Annotated in this window: 14 protein-coding genes; 2 read left to right on the top strand and 12 right to left on the bottom strand. The window is 45.6% G+C overall.

Annotated elements, in window-relative coordinates; genetic code table 11:
- Nucleotides 1-38: 38 nt before the first annotated feature.
- Nucleotides 39-893 (bottom strand): sigma-70 family RNA polymerase sigma factor, encoded by an 855-nt coding sequence (locus J3P40_RS06925; protein WP_256004108.1) that lies wholly within the window; start codon nucleotides 891-893, stop codon nucleotides 39-41.
- A gap of 218 nt (nucleotides 894-1,111) precedes the next feature.
- Here J3P40_RS06925 and J3P40_RS06920 point away from each other — a divergent pair, with 218 nt between their 5' ends.
- The gene (locus J3P40_RS06920) at nucleotides 1,112-1,411 is read left to right on the top strand and encodes an FtsB family cell division protein (protein WP_256004105.1); all 300 of its coding nucleotides are present in this window, start codon (nucleotides 1,112-1,114) and stop codon (nucleotides 1,409-1,411) included.
- An 8-nt stretch (nucleotides 1,412-1,419) separates the two neighbouring features.
- Here the strand turns inward: J3P40_RS06920 and J3P40_RS06915 are convergent, their stop codons facing one another.
- From J3P40_RS06915 to J3P40_RS06900, 4 genes are read right to left on the bottom strand one after another with little or no spacing between them, the layout of a single operon-like run.
- Nucleotides 1,420-3,504 carry a hypothetical protein gene (locus J3P40_RS06915; protein WP_256004102.1) on the bottom strand — a complete coding sequence of 695 codons (2,085 nt, stop codon included), beginning with the start codon at nucleotides 3,502-3,504 and terminating at the stop codon, nucleotides 1,420-1,422.
- Between the two features lie 13 nt (nucleotides 3,505-3,517).
- Entirely contained in the window at nucleotides 3,518-4,261 is a 744-nt protein-coding gene (fabG, locus tag J3P40_RS06910) for a 3-oxoacyl-[acyl-carrier-protein] reductase (protein ID WP_256004099.1), read from the bottom strand.
- Between the two features lie 36 nt (nucleotides 4,262-4,297).
- Complete coding sequence (locus tag J3P40_RS06905) at nucleotides 4,298-5,365, bottom strand: agmatine deiminase family protein (RefSeq protein ID WP_256004096.1); 1,068 nt, start codon at nucleotides 5,363-5,365, stop codon at nucleotides 4,298-4,300.
- Nucleotides 5,366-5,373: 8 nt separating this feature from the next.
- Nucleotides 5,374-6,249, bottom strand: a complete 876-nt coding sequence (locus J3P40_RS06900) for a carbon-nitrogen hydrolase (RefSeq protein ID WP_256004094.1) — start codon at nucleotides 6,247-6,249, stop codon at nucleotides 5,374-5,376.
- Nucleotides 6,250-6,402: 153 nt separating this feature from the next.
- Between J3P40_RS06900 and J3P40_RS06895 the strand changes: the two genes are divergently transcribed.
- Nucleotides 6,403-8,523: an LruC domain-containing protein gene (locus J3P40_RS06895; RefSeq protein WP_256004091.1), complete on the top strand. Its 2,121-nt coding sequence runs from the start codon at nucleotides 6,403-6,405 to the stop codon at nucleotides 8,521-8,523.
- A 54-nt stretch (nucleotides 8,524-8,577) separates the two neighbouring features.
- Here J3P40_RS06895 and J3P40_RS06890 read toward each other — a convergent pair whose 3' ends face one another.
- From J3P40_RS06890 to J3P40_RS06860, 7 genes are all read right to left on the bottom strand, one after another.
- Nucleotides 8,578-10,956 carry a ribonucleoside-diphosphate reductase subunit alpha gene (locus J3P40_RS06890; RefSeq protein ID WP_256004087.1) on the bottom strand — a complete coding sequence of 793 codons (2,379 nt, stop codon included), beginning with the start codon at nucleotides 10,954-10,956 and terminating at the stop codon, nucleotides 8,578-8,580.
- 52 nt (nucleotides 10,957-11,008) lie between these two features.
- A complete protein-coding gene (locus tag J3P40_RS06885) occupies nucleotides 11,009-11,983 on the bottom strand; it encodes a ribonucleoside-diphosphate reductase small subunit (protein WP_256004084.1) in 975 nt (324 codons plus the stop codon).
- A 373-nt stretch (nucleotides 11,984-12,356) separates the two neighbouring features.
- Nucleotides 12,357-12,743: a septal ring lytic transglycosylase RlpA family protein gene (locus J3P40_RS06880; RefSeq protein ID WP_256004081.1), complete on the bottom strand. Its 387-nt coding sequence runs from the start codon at nucleotides 12,741-12,743 to the stop codon at nucleotides 12,357-12,359.
- 171 nt (nucleotides 12,744-12,914) lie between these two features.
- Entirely contained in the window at nucleotides 12,915-13,406 is a 492-nt protein-coding gene (locus J3P40_RS06875; RefSeq protein ID WP_256007055.1) for a methionine-R-sulfoxide reductase, read from the bottom strand.
- A gap of 128 nt (nucleotides 13,407-13,534) precedes the next feature.
- Nucleotides 13,535-14,407 (bottom strand): succinate--CoA ligase subunit alpha, encoded by an 873-nt coding sequence (gene sucD / locus J3P40_RS06870; RefSeq protein ID WP_256004078.1) that lies wholly within the window; start codon nucleotides 14,405-14,407, stop codon nucleotides 13,535-13,537.
- 92 nt (nucleotides 14,408-14,499) lie between these two features.
- The gene (locus J3P40_RS06865; protein ID WP_256004077.1) at nucleotides 14,500-15,312 is read right to left on the bottom strand and encodes a 3-keto-disaccharide hydrolase; all 813 of its coding nucleotides are present in this window, start codon (nucleotides 15,310-15,312) and stop codon (nucleotides 14,500-14,502) included.
- Nucleotides 15,309-16,583 carry a dicarboxylate/amino acid:cation symporter gene (locus tag J3P40_RS06860; RefSeq protein ID WP_256004076.1) on the bottom strand — a complete coding sequence of 425 codons (1,275 nt, stop codon included), beginning with the start codon at nucleotides 16,581-16,583 and terminating at the stop codon, nucleotides 15,309-15,311. Before J3P40_RS06860 ends, J3P40_RS06865 begins: the two co-directional genes overlap by 4 nt.
- Nucleotides 16,584-16,598: the final 15 nt, after the last annotated feature.

The raw sequence follows: 16,598 nt of genomic DNA, 5'->3' as shown, positions 1-16,598 counted from the left end.
CAAAAATAGCAGTGGTCAGGCAGAATAAATCAAGGCGATTAGAGATATTGCAGCATATAACTTAATTGCTTATGCTCTCTAAGCATGTTCAGCCCGTCGTTCTTGCTCTTCCGTATCGTTTCCTTGCTCATTCCAAACACATCGGCGATATCATCCAGTTGCATCTGCTGACCCTGAAGCCCGAATGACATTTCCAGCACCTTCCTATTCCTCACAGGTAGTGTTGCCAGTATCTTCGATACCTCACTACTGAAATCACTTGAGATCATTCCTCCATCCGGAGATGGCCCTTCCTTGTCATGCAAAACCGGGCGAACATTTGGAAAGTCATCGTCCTCAGGAACATCATACGACACAGTCGACAAGTTTTCGGAACGATAGTGCATAAGCTTTTCCAGGGGGATACCTGTATGCTCCGCGATTTCCTCGATAGAGGGGCTTCTCTCCAGCTTCTGTTCCAAATCTGTTTCGGCCTTTCGTATATCCGCTAAATCTGTTATCTGATTCATCGGCAGGCGAATCATGCGTTTTTGGGTGGAAATAGCTATCATGATGGATTGTCTGATCCACCAAACGGCAAAACTGATAAACTTAAAGCCCTTAGTGTGGTCGAATTTTTCTGCCGCTTTGATGAGGCCCATATTACCTTCAGATATAAGATCAGGTAATGGAAGCCCTTGCCCCTCATATTTCTTAGCCACGGAGATGACAAACCGTAAGTTAGCATTGACCAGCCTGTCCAACGCCGCCGTGTCACCACCTTTCACTTTAATGGCAAGTCTCACCTCCTCATCCGGACTTAAAACCGGATATCTTCCGATGTCGTGCAGGTAACGTGATAAAGAATCATGATCGCGTCTTGTAAATGACTTATTTATCTTAAGCTCTCTCATGCAGATTGTATTTGGTTGACAGCTAAGGTCGATAGTAATGCCGTTATTTCCTTGAATACCGGAAAGTTCAAGAAATTATACAGCGAAGCAGCCGCCCCGCAGAACATAATTCGTCAGAAAATGTCCCCAAGACCTATAGTGCAGAATATTGTTCCAATACCGCGAATTACTTTTATGGAAACCATTGTGAATAATCAATCTTTTCAATAAGTTTGTATATGAACCGTATGTTTCAGCTTGTCAGCAATAAATACTTCTTAGCCGTAGCCGCTTTTGTGGTCTGGATGTTATTCTTCGATAGAAACGACATCATTGCGCAATACGAATACAAAACAGCGCTAAATAAGCTCGAAGAGGAAAAAGCCTTCTATATAAAAGAGATTGCGCAAGTGAAAAAGGACCTGAACGAGCTCAATACGAATCTCAATACCGCTGAAAAATTTGCGCGCGAGAAATACTTCATGAAAAAAGATAATGAAGATGTTTTCGTAATTATCAGGGAAGCGAAGAAAGATTAGAATCCAGGCTATATTGCAGCATTTCTCTTTCTCATCAACCACTCCAGGCCAAGCAGCGATACGATCAGCCAGAATAACCATTTATAGTTTACCAGTTCAGTATACCTGCGGTCCTCATAGCTTACACTGCGTATTTGCTCATTCGCCCTGATGCGTTCTAAAATATGGTTAACGCTATCCGGTTCAAACCATTCCCCATTCGTCTGCGCGGCCAGGCTCTTTAACAATTCATGATTTGCAGTAGTTTCCTGAAATTCGGTACGCAGCTCAGTCACATGGAACGTGCCGCTGTCAGCAAGCTTTCTTCCGGCAGAGACCGCAGCGGCGGAATAGGTGTATTCGCCAGGCGGTAAAAATCCGGCGTCAAGAGTATATCCGGCTTCGGTTCTTGAGAATAGAAAATTGAAGCGCCTGCCATCCAATTTATTACGAAGTTCCAGACTAACATCTGGCGTATTTAGCTGCTGGTAGTTATCGTCATATAAAACGGCGTTGAATACCACATTATCCTGCTCACCATAGCCATTCTTCAAAGTGTACACGTCGAACTTCCGTTTGTCATCATTTACGGTAAGATACTGAGCTACATTCGGCAGCAACTGATCCAGCAGACCTGGCTGCCCCTCGTCAGACAAATCAGAGAGCCTCCATCGCCACAACCCTTCGCCCATCAGGTATGCCGAACGCTTTGTGCCCTCACTGGTCAAAAATAACAGCGGCTCTCCGGTACCAGTCTTTCCGCTTCTGCTTTTTAAGACTATGCTTGCGTCGCCCGGAATGCTAAGGCCGACAGGCGGGCTAAGCAACGGAGCAAAATTCCCCAGCTTACGCGCATCGCTAACGTCCACACGGAAAGCACCGAAGCGCTCGTCGACAAATGCGTACTTCTCCTGCAGGCCGACGCCTTCCTGCTGAAGATTGACCCGGTTCTGTAAACGATTAAAACCTGCAATATTCGTCTGCGCCCCTGTAACATACCATCTGGCAGCCTTACTTTTCCCGACCAGATTCAAAAAGGCGGTCTCCGTTAAAAGATTTGAAGGCAACTGGTATAAGACAATCAGATTATAGTCTGAGGGATCTGTCCTGCTCAAATCATCACCGAGCACCACCTTTACATCAAAATGTGTATTAGAAGTAAGCGACTGCTTATAAGCGGAGATATCAGGATGCGGACCGGCAGCAGCGATGAGAATTTTTCTCCGGGCATCTGAAACCTCGATAAAAACCTCGGCCTGGTTGTTCAACCGCGAAATCTCATGCTCAAGTTCACCTACTTTAAGTCGAAATTTCTGAATGCCCGTTTTAGTCGCTTTTAGCCGGACCAGCATTTCTTTCGCGAAGGCATCGCCGGCAATAACCAGGCGGTTACGATAAACCTCCTTTCCATCCTGCTCAACGCTGAAGAAGGTGGTTTCCCCATCACTTTTAACTGCCTGCACCTGTACCGAGATCACAAACTCATCACCCAGAAATGCAATCTGATTATGATGTACATTAGTAATCCGAACATCCCTTTTTGGAACCGTATCTCCCAGCATCACCGTGTAAAACGGAGCATTCAGCTTTTTAAATGCATTAACCGGATTTCCACCGCGGTTAAAAATACCATCCGATGCAAGCACAACAGCGCCAATATTGCGGCCGGACAACTGATTGGCAATACGATTTGCTAGGGCAGTTCCGTTTGTTACTTTCCCGGCATAATTGAAATCCAAAGCGCTTTTTACGCTGTCACTAAAACTAAACAGCTTCACCTCATAATCTTTCGAAAGCGTGTTTGCGATCCGGTTCATTTGGCTTTCGAACCTTCCTGCATTAAAGCTAACGGGCTCGATTGCCCGCACCGATTCCGAGTTATCTATAGCTATGGCGATAACCGGCTTTTCCACCAGAAAAGAAATGCTCCTGATGAGCGGAGCCAGGATCAGAAACGCAATGGCTGTAATGACTAAAGCCCGGATTGTGGCCAACCCGAGCTTTAGTCTCCTATCAAGAAAGGTATTATGGCGATACAACATCCAGGCGACACTAATCCCCAGAATCAGGCATCCGAATAAACTTAGTAAGGTAACTACAATCGAATCGCCCATACCAAACACATGGCTACAACATTCCGCCGCAAACAGAAAGTACCTGACCAGTTACATAAGCACTCATGTCTGAAGCCAGGAACAGACATACGTTCGCTACATCCTCTGTCTCACCTGCGCGTTTCAAAGGAATGCCTTCTTCCCAACCTTTAACTACTTTCGGATCAAGAACATCTGTCATCTCTGTGCGAATGAAACCTGGGGCTACCACATTGGTCCGTATATTACGGGAACCAAGCTCTTTTGCTACCGACTTAGAGAACCCGATTATTCCCGCCTTGGAAGCAGCATAATTGGCCTGACCAGCATTTCCCTGCACGCCCACTACAGAACTCATATTGATGATAGAACCGCTTCTCGCCTTCATCATTACCTTAGACACTGCTTTGGTGACGTTAAAAACAGACTTTAAATTCACATCTATCACGTCATCCCAATTTTCTTCAGTCATCCTCATCAACAGGCCATCTTTAGTAATACCAGCATTATTCACCACAATATCTACCCCTCCAAAATCAGCCACAATATCATTGATCAGTTTCTCCGCTTCGTCGAACTTTGAGGCGTCGGAGCGATAGCCTTTCACCTTTGTACCAAACTGCTGCAGTTCATTTTCCAGCGCCATGCCTTTTTCGACCGACGAGAGGTAGGTAAAAGCAACATTCGCTCCCTGCTCAGCAAACTTTTCAGCAATTCTTCTTCCTATCCCTTTTGATGCGCCCGTAACAAGCGCAGTTTTTCCTTCTAATAACTTCATTTTATCTATGGTTTGTTGAAAATAGTAATTATAATATTAACGGGTAGCCGGCTCTTGCTGACTCAAACAATGAAAGCTGCCCAGGCCCCAGATAATATCTGTAGAGTCGATGCCTACAACCTTGCGGTCGGGGAATACGCTTTTTATGATCTTCAACGCCTTCTCATCGTTCACGTCCCTAAACGTCGGCACAATCACTGCAGCGTTGGCAATGTAAAAATTGGCATAAGAGGCCGGTAAACGCGTGTCTTCGTAAATAACGGGCGAAGGCATCGGCAGTTCCACGATATTCAGCGGCCGACCATCTGGCAAACGCATCGATTTCAACTGCTGCAGATTCTCCTGCAACAACAAATAGTTCTCGTCGAGCGGATTGCTTTCCACAACGGTGAGCACCGTGTCTTCATTCACAAAACGTGTGATATCATCAATATGACCATCCGTATCATCTCCAACGATACCATCGCCTAGCCAGAGTATATGCTCCACCCCATAAAATTCACGCAGGTAACGTTCAATCTGATCCCGAGTCAAATCAGGGTTCCTGTTCTCGTTAAGCAAACAGGCCGTCGTGGTTAAAACCACGCCTGCACCATTAAACTCGACTGAACCTCCCTCCATAACGATGCCCGGGTGATATACCGGAAGGTTGAAATGCTGCCCAATTTTTGTGGGTATAACATCATCCAGATCATATGGCGGATACTTGTCGCCCCAGGCATTATAACCCCAGTCTACAATTACCTTCTGGTCGCCCGCCCGATTCAACAAAAATGCCGGACCATGATCCCTGCACCATGCATCATTACTTCCGTTGAAATAAAATTCAATCTGGACAAGATCAGCTCCAACGCTTTCCAACTGAGCAATCGCAAAGCGTTTGGTTTCCTCGTCGTTCACGTTTATGCGAACTTTCTCCCCCTCAGCTACAATCTTGATAAATTGGCAGTAAGGCTTGTAGATCGTGTCAATCTTGCCGGGCCAAGAGGCTTCCTTATGCGGCCAGGTAAGCCAGGTTGCCTCATGTTTTTCCCACTCTGCCGGGAAACGGTAACCTAGCCGGCCGGGACTGTTCTCAAAAATAACTTCGTTAAAAGATGACATGCAGTTCCTTAATCTTGATCAATATATCTCTTGGTAATCGGCTGGTAAGAGTCGATCCTACGGTCTCTCAGGAACGGCCAATGCTTACGGAAAAAGTCCGACTCTGTCAGATCAAGCTCAACTACCGCGGTTTCCTCTTCCTCATGCGATCCTAAATATAAAATCCGTCCCTGTGCATTGGTTGCGAAACTTCCGCCCCAGAATTTCATCGCCCCGTCCTGTTCAAAGCCAACCCGGTTTACACTAACCACAGGTACGCCATTGGCAACCGCGTGCGAACGCTGGATTGTTTGCCAGGCATTATACTGATCCTTGTTCGTTTCATCATCCTGGTCAGTTGCCCAGCCGATAGCCGTCGGGTAAAACAAAATATCTGCCCCCATCAGCGCTGTAATACGGGATGCTTCAGGATACCATTGGTCCCAGCAGATCAAAACACCGATTTTGGCAAACTTTGTTTCGAACACCTTATACCCAAGGTCGCCAGGCGTAAAATAAAACTTCTCATAGTAAGCCGGATCATCCGGGATATGCATCTTTCTGTACTTACCCAAATAAGCACCATCAGCATCCAGAACAGCCGTAGTATTGTGATATAAACCCTGCGCCCGCTTTTCAAATAGCGACGCGATCACCACCACACCCAGCTCTTTTGCAACAACCTGCAGGGCGTCGGTAGACGGCCCTGGGATAGGCTCCGCTAAATCAAAATTACTATAGTCTTCAACGTCACAGAAATACAGCGACGTAAATAGTTCCTGAAGACATACAATTTGGGCGCCCTTTGCAGCGGCCTCCCTGATCTTAGAAATCGCCTTATCAAGGTTCTCCTGCTTATTACCTGTACAGCTCATCTGCACCAATCCAACTTGTACTTTAGCCATGCTTTACCAATTTTAAACTGCAAAGTTACCATTTTTTTATCGCATTCTTCTGAAGAGCAATCTTCCCAAGGAAATGGAAATACAAATGCCTGCGGGCATTTTTCGCATGGTATTTGCTTTGCCATACCAGATAACAACTAAAAATTCCTAACCATGAAAAAACTCATCCCTTTTTTCGGTTTGGTTTTCTTAATTGTATCCGTTGTAGCTTGCAAGAAAGACAAGTCGAGCAGCCCGGATCCAGAAAACGAAACCCTCATTCCAAACTCATTCAGCTATGCCACCACGAAAAGCATTGCTGTCTCGGTCCAGTTACTCACCAACAACAACCAGCCCATTGCAGGAGCAGTGCTTAGTGTAACCGACCCTGCAGATCAGGACCGAATTTTCCTGAGAGCCGTGAGCGATCAGAATGGCTATGTAAGAGGTAATGTCACGATACCCTCCTTTTTAGATACACTGGCCGTCACCCCGAATTATATAGGCCTTATCAATGATGCCTTGCTGTATATAGGCGGAAGATCCTCTGTAAGCGCCATTATCGGGGGCAGTAATACAGCCAGCGGCGACATCGCTGCACGCATGCCTGCAACACCCTCAGATATTGATCCCGGAGCACTGCTTAGTAAGAAATCGGCAATAGGCACAATGGCACTTACCGTTAGCTACGGATATCCTTCTCCCTACACCAATACAGCTTCTGCTGTATTGAATACCTCCACCTATCCACTTAGTCTGGGAAGGCCAAAGTATTTAGAAACAACCAGCGACGTCATAAGTACAGGACTGTTGAATTACGTAAACGCATCTCTGCCCGAAGGGAAGCCGCTCAACACCACGCACCCCCAATACCTAACCAACAACATTGAATCAAATATTGTCGTTAAGGAGACCAGTGACGTATGGATTACATTTGTTTCTGAGGGCGCTGGCTATTATAACTCGTTGGCATATTATACTTACGAGACCGGAAATCCGCCAAATTCAGTTAACGTTGGGGCCACGCTGGGCGGCATCGATAAAGTAACGTTGATTTTCCCTAACGCCTCTGCCTACCAAAGCGGTGGCGGCCTCCATTCCGGAAACAAAGTCAAGCTCGGACGATTCAATGCGGGTACAACGATAGCATTTGTACTGCTGCAAAACGCCTGGACGTCAAGCGGTGTCAATACTAACTCAGCAAAGTTCTATTCTGATTCAAGATTCAACCCGGAGATAAGCAGCCTGAAAAAGCACTCGGTACTTTTGCACGACAACACACATAACCTGTTCTTAATGGGCTTTGAAGATGTAAACCGGTCACAAAATTCCGACAACGATTTTAATGATCTGGTTATATATGCCACATCCAATCCGGTTACAGGAATTTCGAACGAAAATGTAGCGCCGGTGGACAAAGGCGGAGATACCGATGGAGACACCGTCCAGGACAAACTCGACGAATTCCCCAACGATCCAAATCGGGCATTTACGAGCTATTTTCCTTCAGCCACTGGCTGGGCTACGCTGGCTTTCGAAGACAACTGGCCACGCAAGGGCGATTATGATATTAACGACCTCGTGATCAATTATCGTTATGCGTTCGTTGCCAATGCAAAAAACCAGGTTGTTGACATGACCGGTACCTACATGCCTGTTGCCGCCGGTGCAAGCTATAAAAACGGCTTTGGTGTACAATTCCCTTTTGCTCCCGGAAAAATAGCCTCTGTTGACGGCCAGTTGCTCAACCATAACTACATCCAGCTCGCAGGAAACAAGGTAGAGGCCGGGCAGTCCCAGGCGGTTATTATACCGTTCGACAGCCATGAAAATCTATTGCGAAACCCCAACAACTCCATTTTTGTAAATACGGATCCTGCCAAGGAAAAGGTGAACCCCGCGAGCGTATCCGTTCAAGTCAGATTTGTAAGCCCGATTTCAATGGCCGAGCTGGGGACAGCACCATTTAATCCATTTCTGATCAGCGACATGCGCAGGGAATATGAAGTGCACCTACCTAACTATGCACCAACGGCCAAGGCCAACACTTCTCTGTTTGGTACCTATGAAGACCGGAGTAATGCAGCCTCAAATAAGTATTATCTGGACAACACAGGATATCCCTGGGCCTTAAGCTTTCAGAGCACCTTCAGCTACCCTGTTGAAGGCCGCTCGATTACACAAGCGTACCCACATTTCCTGGCCTGGGCGCAGTCGGGCGGCACAACGTATCGCGACTGGTATACGAGTACCGCCAACGGCTATCGAAACACAAACTACATATACAGCAAATAAAAAAAGGGGGCGGTTATAAGAACCGTCCCCCTTTTTTATTCATTAAAGTTAATCCTAACCTGAGCAGCTTATACAACCTTCTTCCATTGTACAAACCGGCCCTTCAATAATCTCCTCAGCATGCTGCTCGATACGCTCTGGAATTACCGGCTCCATATTTTTACCTGCCTGATTTTCTACGGTGAATTTAACCGCTTGCGATGCAGCCTGCGTACGCAGGTAGTACATCCCGGTTTTCAATCCCTTCTTCCAGGCATAAAAATGCATTGACGTTAATTTCGAAGTATTCGGTGCACTGATAAACAAGTTGAGCGACTGTGACTGGCAAATGTAAGCGCCCCTATCGGCAGCCATATCAATAATGCTACGCATCTTAATTTCCCAAACCGTCTTATAGAGCTCCTTAATGTAATCAGGGATCTCAGGGATATCTTGTATAGAGCCATTTGCAAGTATAATCCTGTCTTTCATTGCCGGGCTCCATAAACCAAGAGCCACCAGGTCCTTAAGCAAATGCTTGTTCACTACAATAAACTCTCCGCTCAGTACCCTTCTTGTATAAATATTCGAAGTGTAAGGTTCGAAGCATTCGTTGTTACCCAAGATCTGCGAAGTTGAAGCCGTAGGCATCGGCGCCACAAGCAGTGAATTGTAAACCCCATCCTTCACAACCTTCTCTCTCAACGAATCCCAGTCCCAACGGTTACTCTCAGGTTTCACATTCCATAGATCGAACTGGAATTTGCCCTGCGACAAAGGAGAACCTTTAAAAGTCTGGTACGGACCATGCTTCACTGCCAGATCATGAGAAGCTGTCATTGCCGCAAAATAAATGGTCTCAAAAATTTCTTTATTTAAGATCCTTGCACCTTCGCTCTCAAAAGGCAACCGCATCAAGATAAACGCATCAGCAAGTCCCTGAACACCAAGCCCGACAGGTCTGTGACGCATATTGGAGTTTCTTGCCTCCTCTACCGGATAATAGTTATAGTCAATAATTTTATTCAGGTTTAACGTAGCCTGATAGGTCACCTCGTATAACTTTTGATGATCAAATTCACCGTTGATCACAAATCTCGGCAGGGCCAGAGAAGCCAGGTTACATACTGCAACTTCATCCTTAGAAGTGTACTCAATAATTTCAGTACATAAGTTAGAACTTTTGATCGTACCTAAATTCTGCTGATTAGATTTACTGTTTGCCGCATCTTTATATAAAAGATAAGGCGTACCCGTCTCAATCTGCGAATCTAAAATGGCAAACCAAAGTTCCTGTGCCTTCACCGTTTTTCTTGCCCTTCCTTCTTTTTCGTAACGCTCATAAAGCGCGTCAAATTCCTCACCGAAGCAATCAGCCAGACCAGGTGCCTCATCAGGAGAGAAAAGGCTCCAGTCACCATTTTCCTCTACCCTTCTCATAAACATGTCGCATACCCATAGCGCATAAAATAAGTCTCTTGCGCGCAGTTCCTCTTTTCCGTGGTTTTTACGTAAATCCAGGAAACTGAACACATCAGCGTGCCATGGTTCCAGGTATATGGCAAAAGCACCTTTACGTTTACCACCACCCTGGTCTACATACCGTGCAGTATCATTAAACACCTTCAGCATAGGCACTATACCATTACTGGTTCCGTTAGTACCGCCAATATAAGCCCCAGTAGCCCTAATGTTATGAATGCTTAAGCCAATACCACCGGCACTTTGCGAAATCTTAGCCGTTTGCTTCAATGTATCATAAATACCTTCAATACTGTCGTCCTGCATGGTCAGCAAAAAGCACGACGACATTTGCGGTTTAGGCGTTGCCGCATTAAATAAGGTTGGTGTAGCATGGGTAAACCAGCGCTCACTCATCAGATTATAGGTAGCAATCGCACTTTCGACATCTTCCTTGTGAATTCCCACCGCTACGCGCATAAACAAATGCTGCGGCCGCTCCACGATCTGACCTTCTACCTTCAGCAGATAAGACTTTTCCAGCGTCTTAAAGCCAAAGTAATCAAACCCAAAGTCCCTGTCATAAATGATGGTACTATCCAGCAGGTCGGCGTTATTTTTAATGACTTCCCACACGTCATCTGCGATAAGGGAAGACTGCTTACCTGTCTTCTGATCAATATAAGTATACAGCATCTCCATCGTCTTAGAGAACGACTTCGTTGTATTTTTATGCAAGTTCGAAACAGCTATTCGAGATGCCAGCAAAGCATAATCCGGATGTTTAGTGGTTAAAGAAGCAGCGGTCTCAGCAGCAAGATTATCCAGCTCCGAAGTGGTCACACCATCATACAAACCTTCAATAACCTTTTTCGCCACATCAATCGGATCTACAAGTTCAGCATTGAACCCATAACAAAGTTTTTCAATCCGCGCTGTGATCTTATCAAACCTCACCGCTTCCTTGCGGCCATCTCTTTTAATTACAAACATATTTCTAGGTATTTATGATTAGTTGTTATTGTTCATCTGTTGTTAAAGCAGACTAAAAATCGTCATCAAGTGAAAAGGCCTGTGCCTTGTCGTCCGAAGCAGTCAGGACACCGCTCTTCTGGTAATCTCCCACACGCTTCTCAAAGAAGTTGGTTTTTCCCTGCAGGGAGATCATCTCCATAAAATCAAACGGATTTGTTGCCCCATATATTTTCTTGTAACCAAGTTCCTGAACCCATCTGTCGGCCACAAATTCAATATACTGCGACATCAGTTTGGCATTCATACCAATCAATGCCACAGGTAAAGCATCCGTAATAAATTCCTTCTCTATCTCCACAGCATCTTTAATGATACCATGTACCTGCTCCTCGCTCAATTTATTCTGCAGCATGCTGTAAAGCAGGCAGGCAAACTCACAATGCATACCTTCATCCCTTGATATCAACTCATTACTAAAAGTCAAACCAGGCATAAGGCCTCGCTTTTTCAACCAGAAGATCGAGCAAAAACTTCCGCTGAAGAATATACCTTCCACCGCAGCAAACGCAACCAGTCGCTCCGCAAACGTTCCGTTCTCAATCCACCTCAATGCCCATTCTGCTTTCTTTCCTACACATGGAACTGTTTCTACCGCATGGAACAAACGGTCCTTCTCTTCCGGATCTTTGATATAGGTGTCGATCAGCAACGCATAGGTTTCCGAATGGATATTTTCCATCATGATCTGAAAGCCGTAGAAACAACGGGCTTCAGGAAGCTGCACTTCACTCATGAAATTAACAGCCAGGTTCTCATTTACAATACCGTCACTCGCTGCAAAAAAAGCTAAAATATGAGAAATAAAGTGGCGCTCCCCACTATTCAGACTCTCCCAATGCTTCAGGTCATCCGAAAGATCAATTTCTTCCGCTGTCCAGAAGCTGGCTTCACTTTTCTTATACATCTCCCAAATAGCCGGATATTTAATCGGTAACAGAACGAAGCGGTCCTTGTTTTCTTTCAATAATAGTTCTTCTTCTTGCATAAGTATTTGTTTAAGGTGAATGATATCTGCCGACCCTCTAAAAAAACCCGGAAGTCGGTGAACTGGCCATTCAGCGCTGAAGATCAGAAAACATGAAATTTACGACCTAACTTAAGCTACTAAATACTAAACCCTTAACTAAAAACCGACGTGTGATTTACTAAAGAATCTTACTTAAACAAATATAAAGACGAGTGATTTTTTTGGCGAAAGAAGTTGTTAACAAGTTGTGAGTTTATCCCCCGGATCCGATCAGAATTTTGTCAGAATCAACCAGCGAAAAAGCTAAATATTTCTTTTTAAGCGGATAGGAAAAATTCAAGATTGTTAATAAATCAGAAAAAACTGACTTTGATTCTAAAAAAGTTAAAGCCTAATCTTCTTCAGGAACATAGCTGATTTCCAGCTCAGCTACACCCTTACCGTAAAAGCCCAATGCCTTTGCGGCACCGGCCGACACATCAATACTGAATTTCTTGGAATGCGGACCACGGTCATTGATCTCAACTTCGACCGACTTCCCATTCGCCGGGTTAGTCACGGTAACTATTGTTCCAAACGGAAGTGTAAGATGCGCCGCAGTCATTTTAGCAGCACGATAACGCGCCCCGCTTGAAGTTCTGCGCCCCTCAAATTTCCGGGCGTAATAAGTAGCTAAAACCGTCTTGGAAACAACATTTGAAGAACTTACTGATTCGCTCTCTGCTTTAGGCTTTACACTACCGCTAACAAACTCATCCAGGACTTGATTTGCAGGCATATTCTGAGAAAAACCTTTGAGAGACATCAACAGACAGCATAAGAATAAGTAATACTTCATTCGTTATTGAGTTTGGTGAACCCTGCAAACATAAGAAAACTAAATCCGTAAAAACAAACAATGCCAGACAAATTATCGTCTGGCATTGAAAATTATCTTAAAATAAACTGACTATTTCTTATCCGGAACAAACTGCATGGAAATAGAGTTCACACAGTGCCGGGTATCCTTTGCAGTGAACCCTTCACCAAGAAAAACATGTCCGAGGTGACCTTTACAATTCGCGCAGATGATCTCCGTCCGCGAACCATCCGCGTCTGGCACCCTCAATACAGCCCCGTCTATCTCATCATCAAAACTCGGCCATCCACAGTGCGATTCAAACTTGGTTTCAGACCTGTACAAAGGCGCATTACAACGCCTGCATATATAGGTCCCTTTTTCCTTATTATTGAGCAACTTCCCGGTGCCGGGATATTCCGTGCCTTTTCGGACAATAACGTCCTCCTCTTCTTTTGTCAATTTATTCCACTCCATTTTTGATGCTTTTTTACCTGAAACTTCAGTGCCTGTAGACTTTTTCGGTTGCTGACCACAGGCTACCATACCTGCTACCATGAACAAGCCAGCCAACACAACTGTTTTATACTGCAATACCTTCATCATTTGTTTACCCTAAAATACGAATTTAACAGCCCCAATAGTTTCCATCAGAAGTAATACTTATGTCAATTAAAAACACAAAGCCCCGATCAACCAGGTCGACCGGGGCTTATTAAGCAAGAAGCTCTTTATTTTTTCAGCAGTTCGGCCATGGCAGCGCCGATTTCAGCCGGGCTCTCCACAACGCGGATACCGCATTCAGCCATAATTTTCATTTTTGCAGCGGCGGTATCGTCAGCACCACCAACAATTGCACCTGCATGGCCCATACGGCGTCCCGGAGGAGCAGTCTGACCCGCGATAAAACCAACTACCGGCTTGGTACCATGTTCTTTAATCCAGCGCGCAGCCTCGGCTTCCATGCCACCACCAATCTCACCGATCATGATGATGCCTTCTGTCTCCGGATCGTTCATTAAAAGCTCAACAGCCTCCTTGGTCGTTGTCCCGATAATCGGATCACCACCAATACCGATAGCAGTAGTGATACCCAACCCGGCTTTCACCACCTGATCTACCGCCTCGTAAGTCAGCGTACCCGACTTAGAAACCACGCCTACTGTACCTCTTTTGAAGATAAAGCCCGGCATAATACCAATCTTAGCCTCATCGGCAGTAATAATACCAGGACAGTTCGGCCCAATTAAACGGCAGTCTTTGTCAGCTATGTAAGACTTAACCTGAATCATATCCTTAGTAGGAATACCTTCAGTAATACAGACGATCACTTTAATACCGGCTTCAGCAGCTTCCATAATGGCATCGGCAGCAAAAGCAGGCGGCACAAAAATAATAGACACATTAGCACCAGCCTGATCAACAGCATCCTTCACAGTGTTAAATACCGGTCTGTCCAGATGGGTCTGACCGCCTTTTCCTGGCGTAACACCACCGACTACGTTCGTTCCATACTCAATCATCTGAGAAGCATGGTAAGTACCTTCATTTCCGGTAAAGCCCTGAACTATGACTTTTGAATCTTTATTTACTAAAACACTCATGTATCTATAATTTTTGCTGCAAACTTAGATAAAACTGAGCAGCAATCACGAAACAAATCAAAAAAAATACATTCGCTGGATACCAGCCAATATTACTTACCCTGTTTAGTTAAACGACGTATTTTTATATTGCGGAAATCAATGGGCTGCCCCTCGCTTTGAAGCGCAATAAAACCACTGCTCAGCAACTTGCCGTCCACCTTATATTTCGGATCATACCGGTTTGCAATACCGCCACCAATCTGAGGTTTAGAATACTCGAGCACCGTATCCCCGTTAATCACATGCCTGATCAGCGAATCGCCCAACACGATAAGTTCGCCGCTTACCCATTCATCACGGCCATATGTTTTCGACGTTGAATTGATACAATGATCCGCAGCGATCCTGCCTTTATACACTACATTAGTACCCGGCGAACACATATTACCAGTCGGGCGCGGCCTGCCATCCCCAAGTCCGGCCAGGAGCTGCATCTCAATAGAGATTGGCCAGTCTTGTTCCTTCAGCATCGTGCGCGGGTCCTGAGAATGAAACATCACCCCGCTGTTAAGTAATGTATAATCGGGCGCACCACGCTGCAGTTCCCCTGCAAAGCGATATTCAAATTTCAAATGGTAATAAGAAAATGGTGTCTTGTAGTACAGGTGTCCGAACTGATCGTTGAAGTCGCCATACTGATCATACCGGATCTTGATCAGACCGTCCTCCACCCTGAAAGTATTCCCAAAGTTTACACCAGTCTCATGATGGTGTATTTTGACGCGCCAGTCCTTAATATCCCTGCCGTTAAAGAGCGACTCCCAGCCGCGTTCTTCGGCAACCGCGTTAGCACCCTTTTTTACACCACTGCAGCCCCATATACACGCGGCTATACCCACCGCAGCTATCCAGTTAAATTTCATACAATATCTTCTTCAGTTCTTTCTATAGCGTCCGGATTCGTCGCCCGGAGGTACTTCTTCTCGTCAAAATCGTTTTCACTTTTCGCGATCACAATGGCAGCAATACCATTGCCTATCATATTGGTAATCGCGCGGGCTTCCGACATGAAACGGTCGACCCCCAGCAATATCGCAATATGTTCAACCGGCATGATCTTTAGCGCTGTCAGCGTCGAGGCCAGCACAATAAATCCACTTCCGGTAACACCCGCGGCGCCCTTGGAGGTCACCATCAGCACTGCAAGTATACTCAACTGCTGGCCTACCGACAAATCCACATGGAACACCTGACACAGAAAAATGACCGCCATCGAGAGGTAGATCGCCGTACCATCCAGGTTAAACGAGTAGCCCGTCGGGATTACCAAACCTACAACAGATTTTTTGCAGCCAATAGCCTCCATTTTCTGCATCATACTCGGAAGAACAGACTCCGAGGAAGATGTACCGAGCACAATCAGGATCTCCTGCCTGATGTACCTCAGGTAAGTCCACAAGCTAAACTTATAATACCGGCAAATGCCATTTAGTACAACAAAAATAAAAAGCGCGCATGTCAGGTATACAGAAGCCATTAGTTTTGCCATAGGTAAAAGCGTATGCAGGCCATAAGTACCCACACTGTAAGCCATTCCGCCAAATGCCCCAATCGGGGCCAGACGCATCACAATCTTCATAATGTTGAAAAAGACCTTCGACAACTTATCGAAAGTACTCAGCAAAGAAGCGCCCTGCTCTCCCATCTTACTTAACCCATAACCGAAAAGTATAGCAAAGAACAATATCTGCAGGATGTCGCCCGTACTAAAGGCTTCAAAAATATTATGTGGAATGATGTGCGCAAAGAACTCCGCCCAATTGATCTCGCCGGCTCTATCAGCATAATCCTTCACCTTGTTCACGTCCCCCGATGCTGTCTGAACGCCCTCACCGGGCTTTACCACATTCGCCACGAGCATCCCGATCATAATAGCCAGCGTAGTCACAATCTCAAAGTACAGCAAAGCTTTACCACCTACCCGGCCAACTTTCTTCATGTCGCCCATATGCGCAATACCCAGCACGATCGTCAAGAAGATGATCGGTGCAATGAGCATGCTGATCATATTGATAAAGCTCTGGCTGATCAGTTTCGCATGTGGCGCAAACTCCGGGATAAAAGCCCCGACCAAAATGCCGAACGTAATAGCTATGAGCACCTGAAAAGTCAGGTTAGAAAAAACTTTCTTCATAGCATCCAATATAGA

It is taken from the genome of Pedobacter deserti (assembly GCF_024436415.1).
Classification (GTDB): domain Bacteria; phylum Bacteroidota; class Bacteroidia; order Sphingobacteriales; family Sphingobacteriaceae; genus Pedobacter; species Pedobacter faecalis.
The sequence above is the reverse complement of the archived record's forward strand: the minus strand, read 5'-3'. Positions and strand labels throughout refer to the sequence as shown.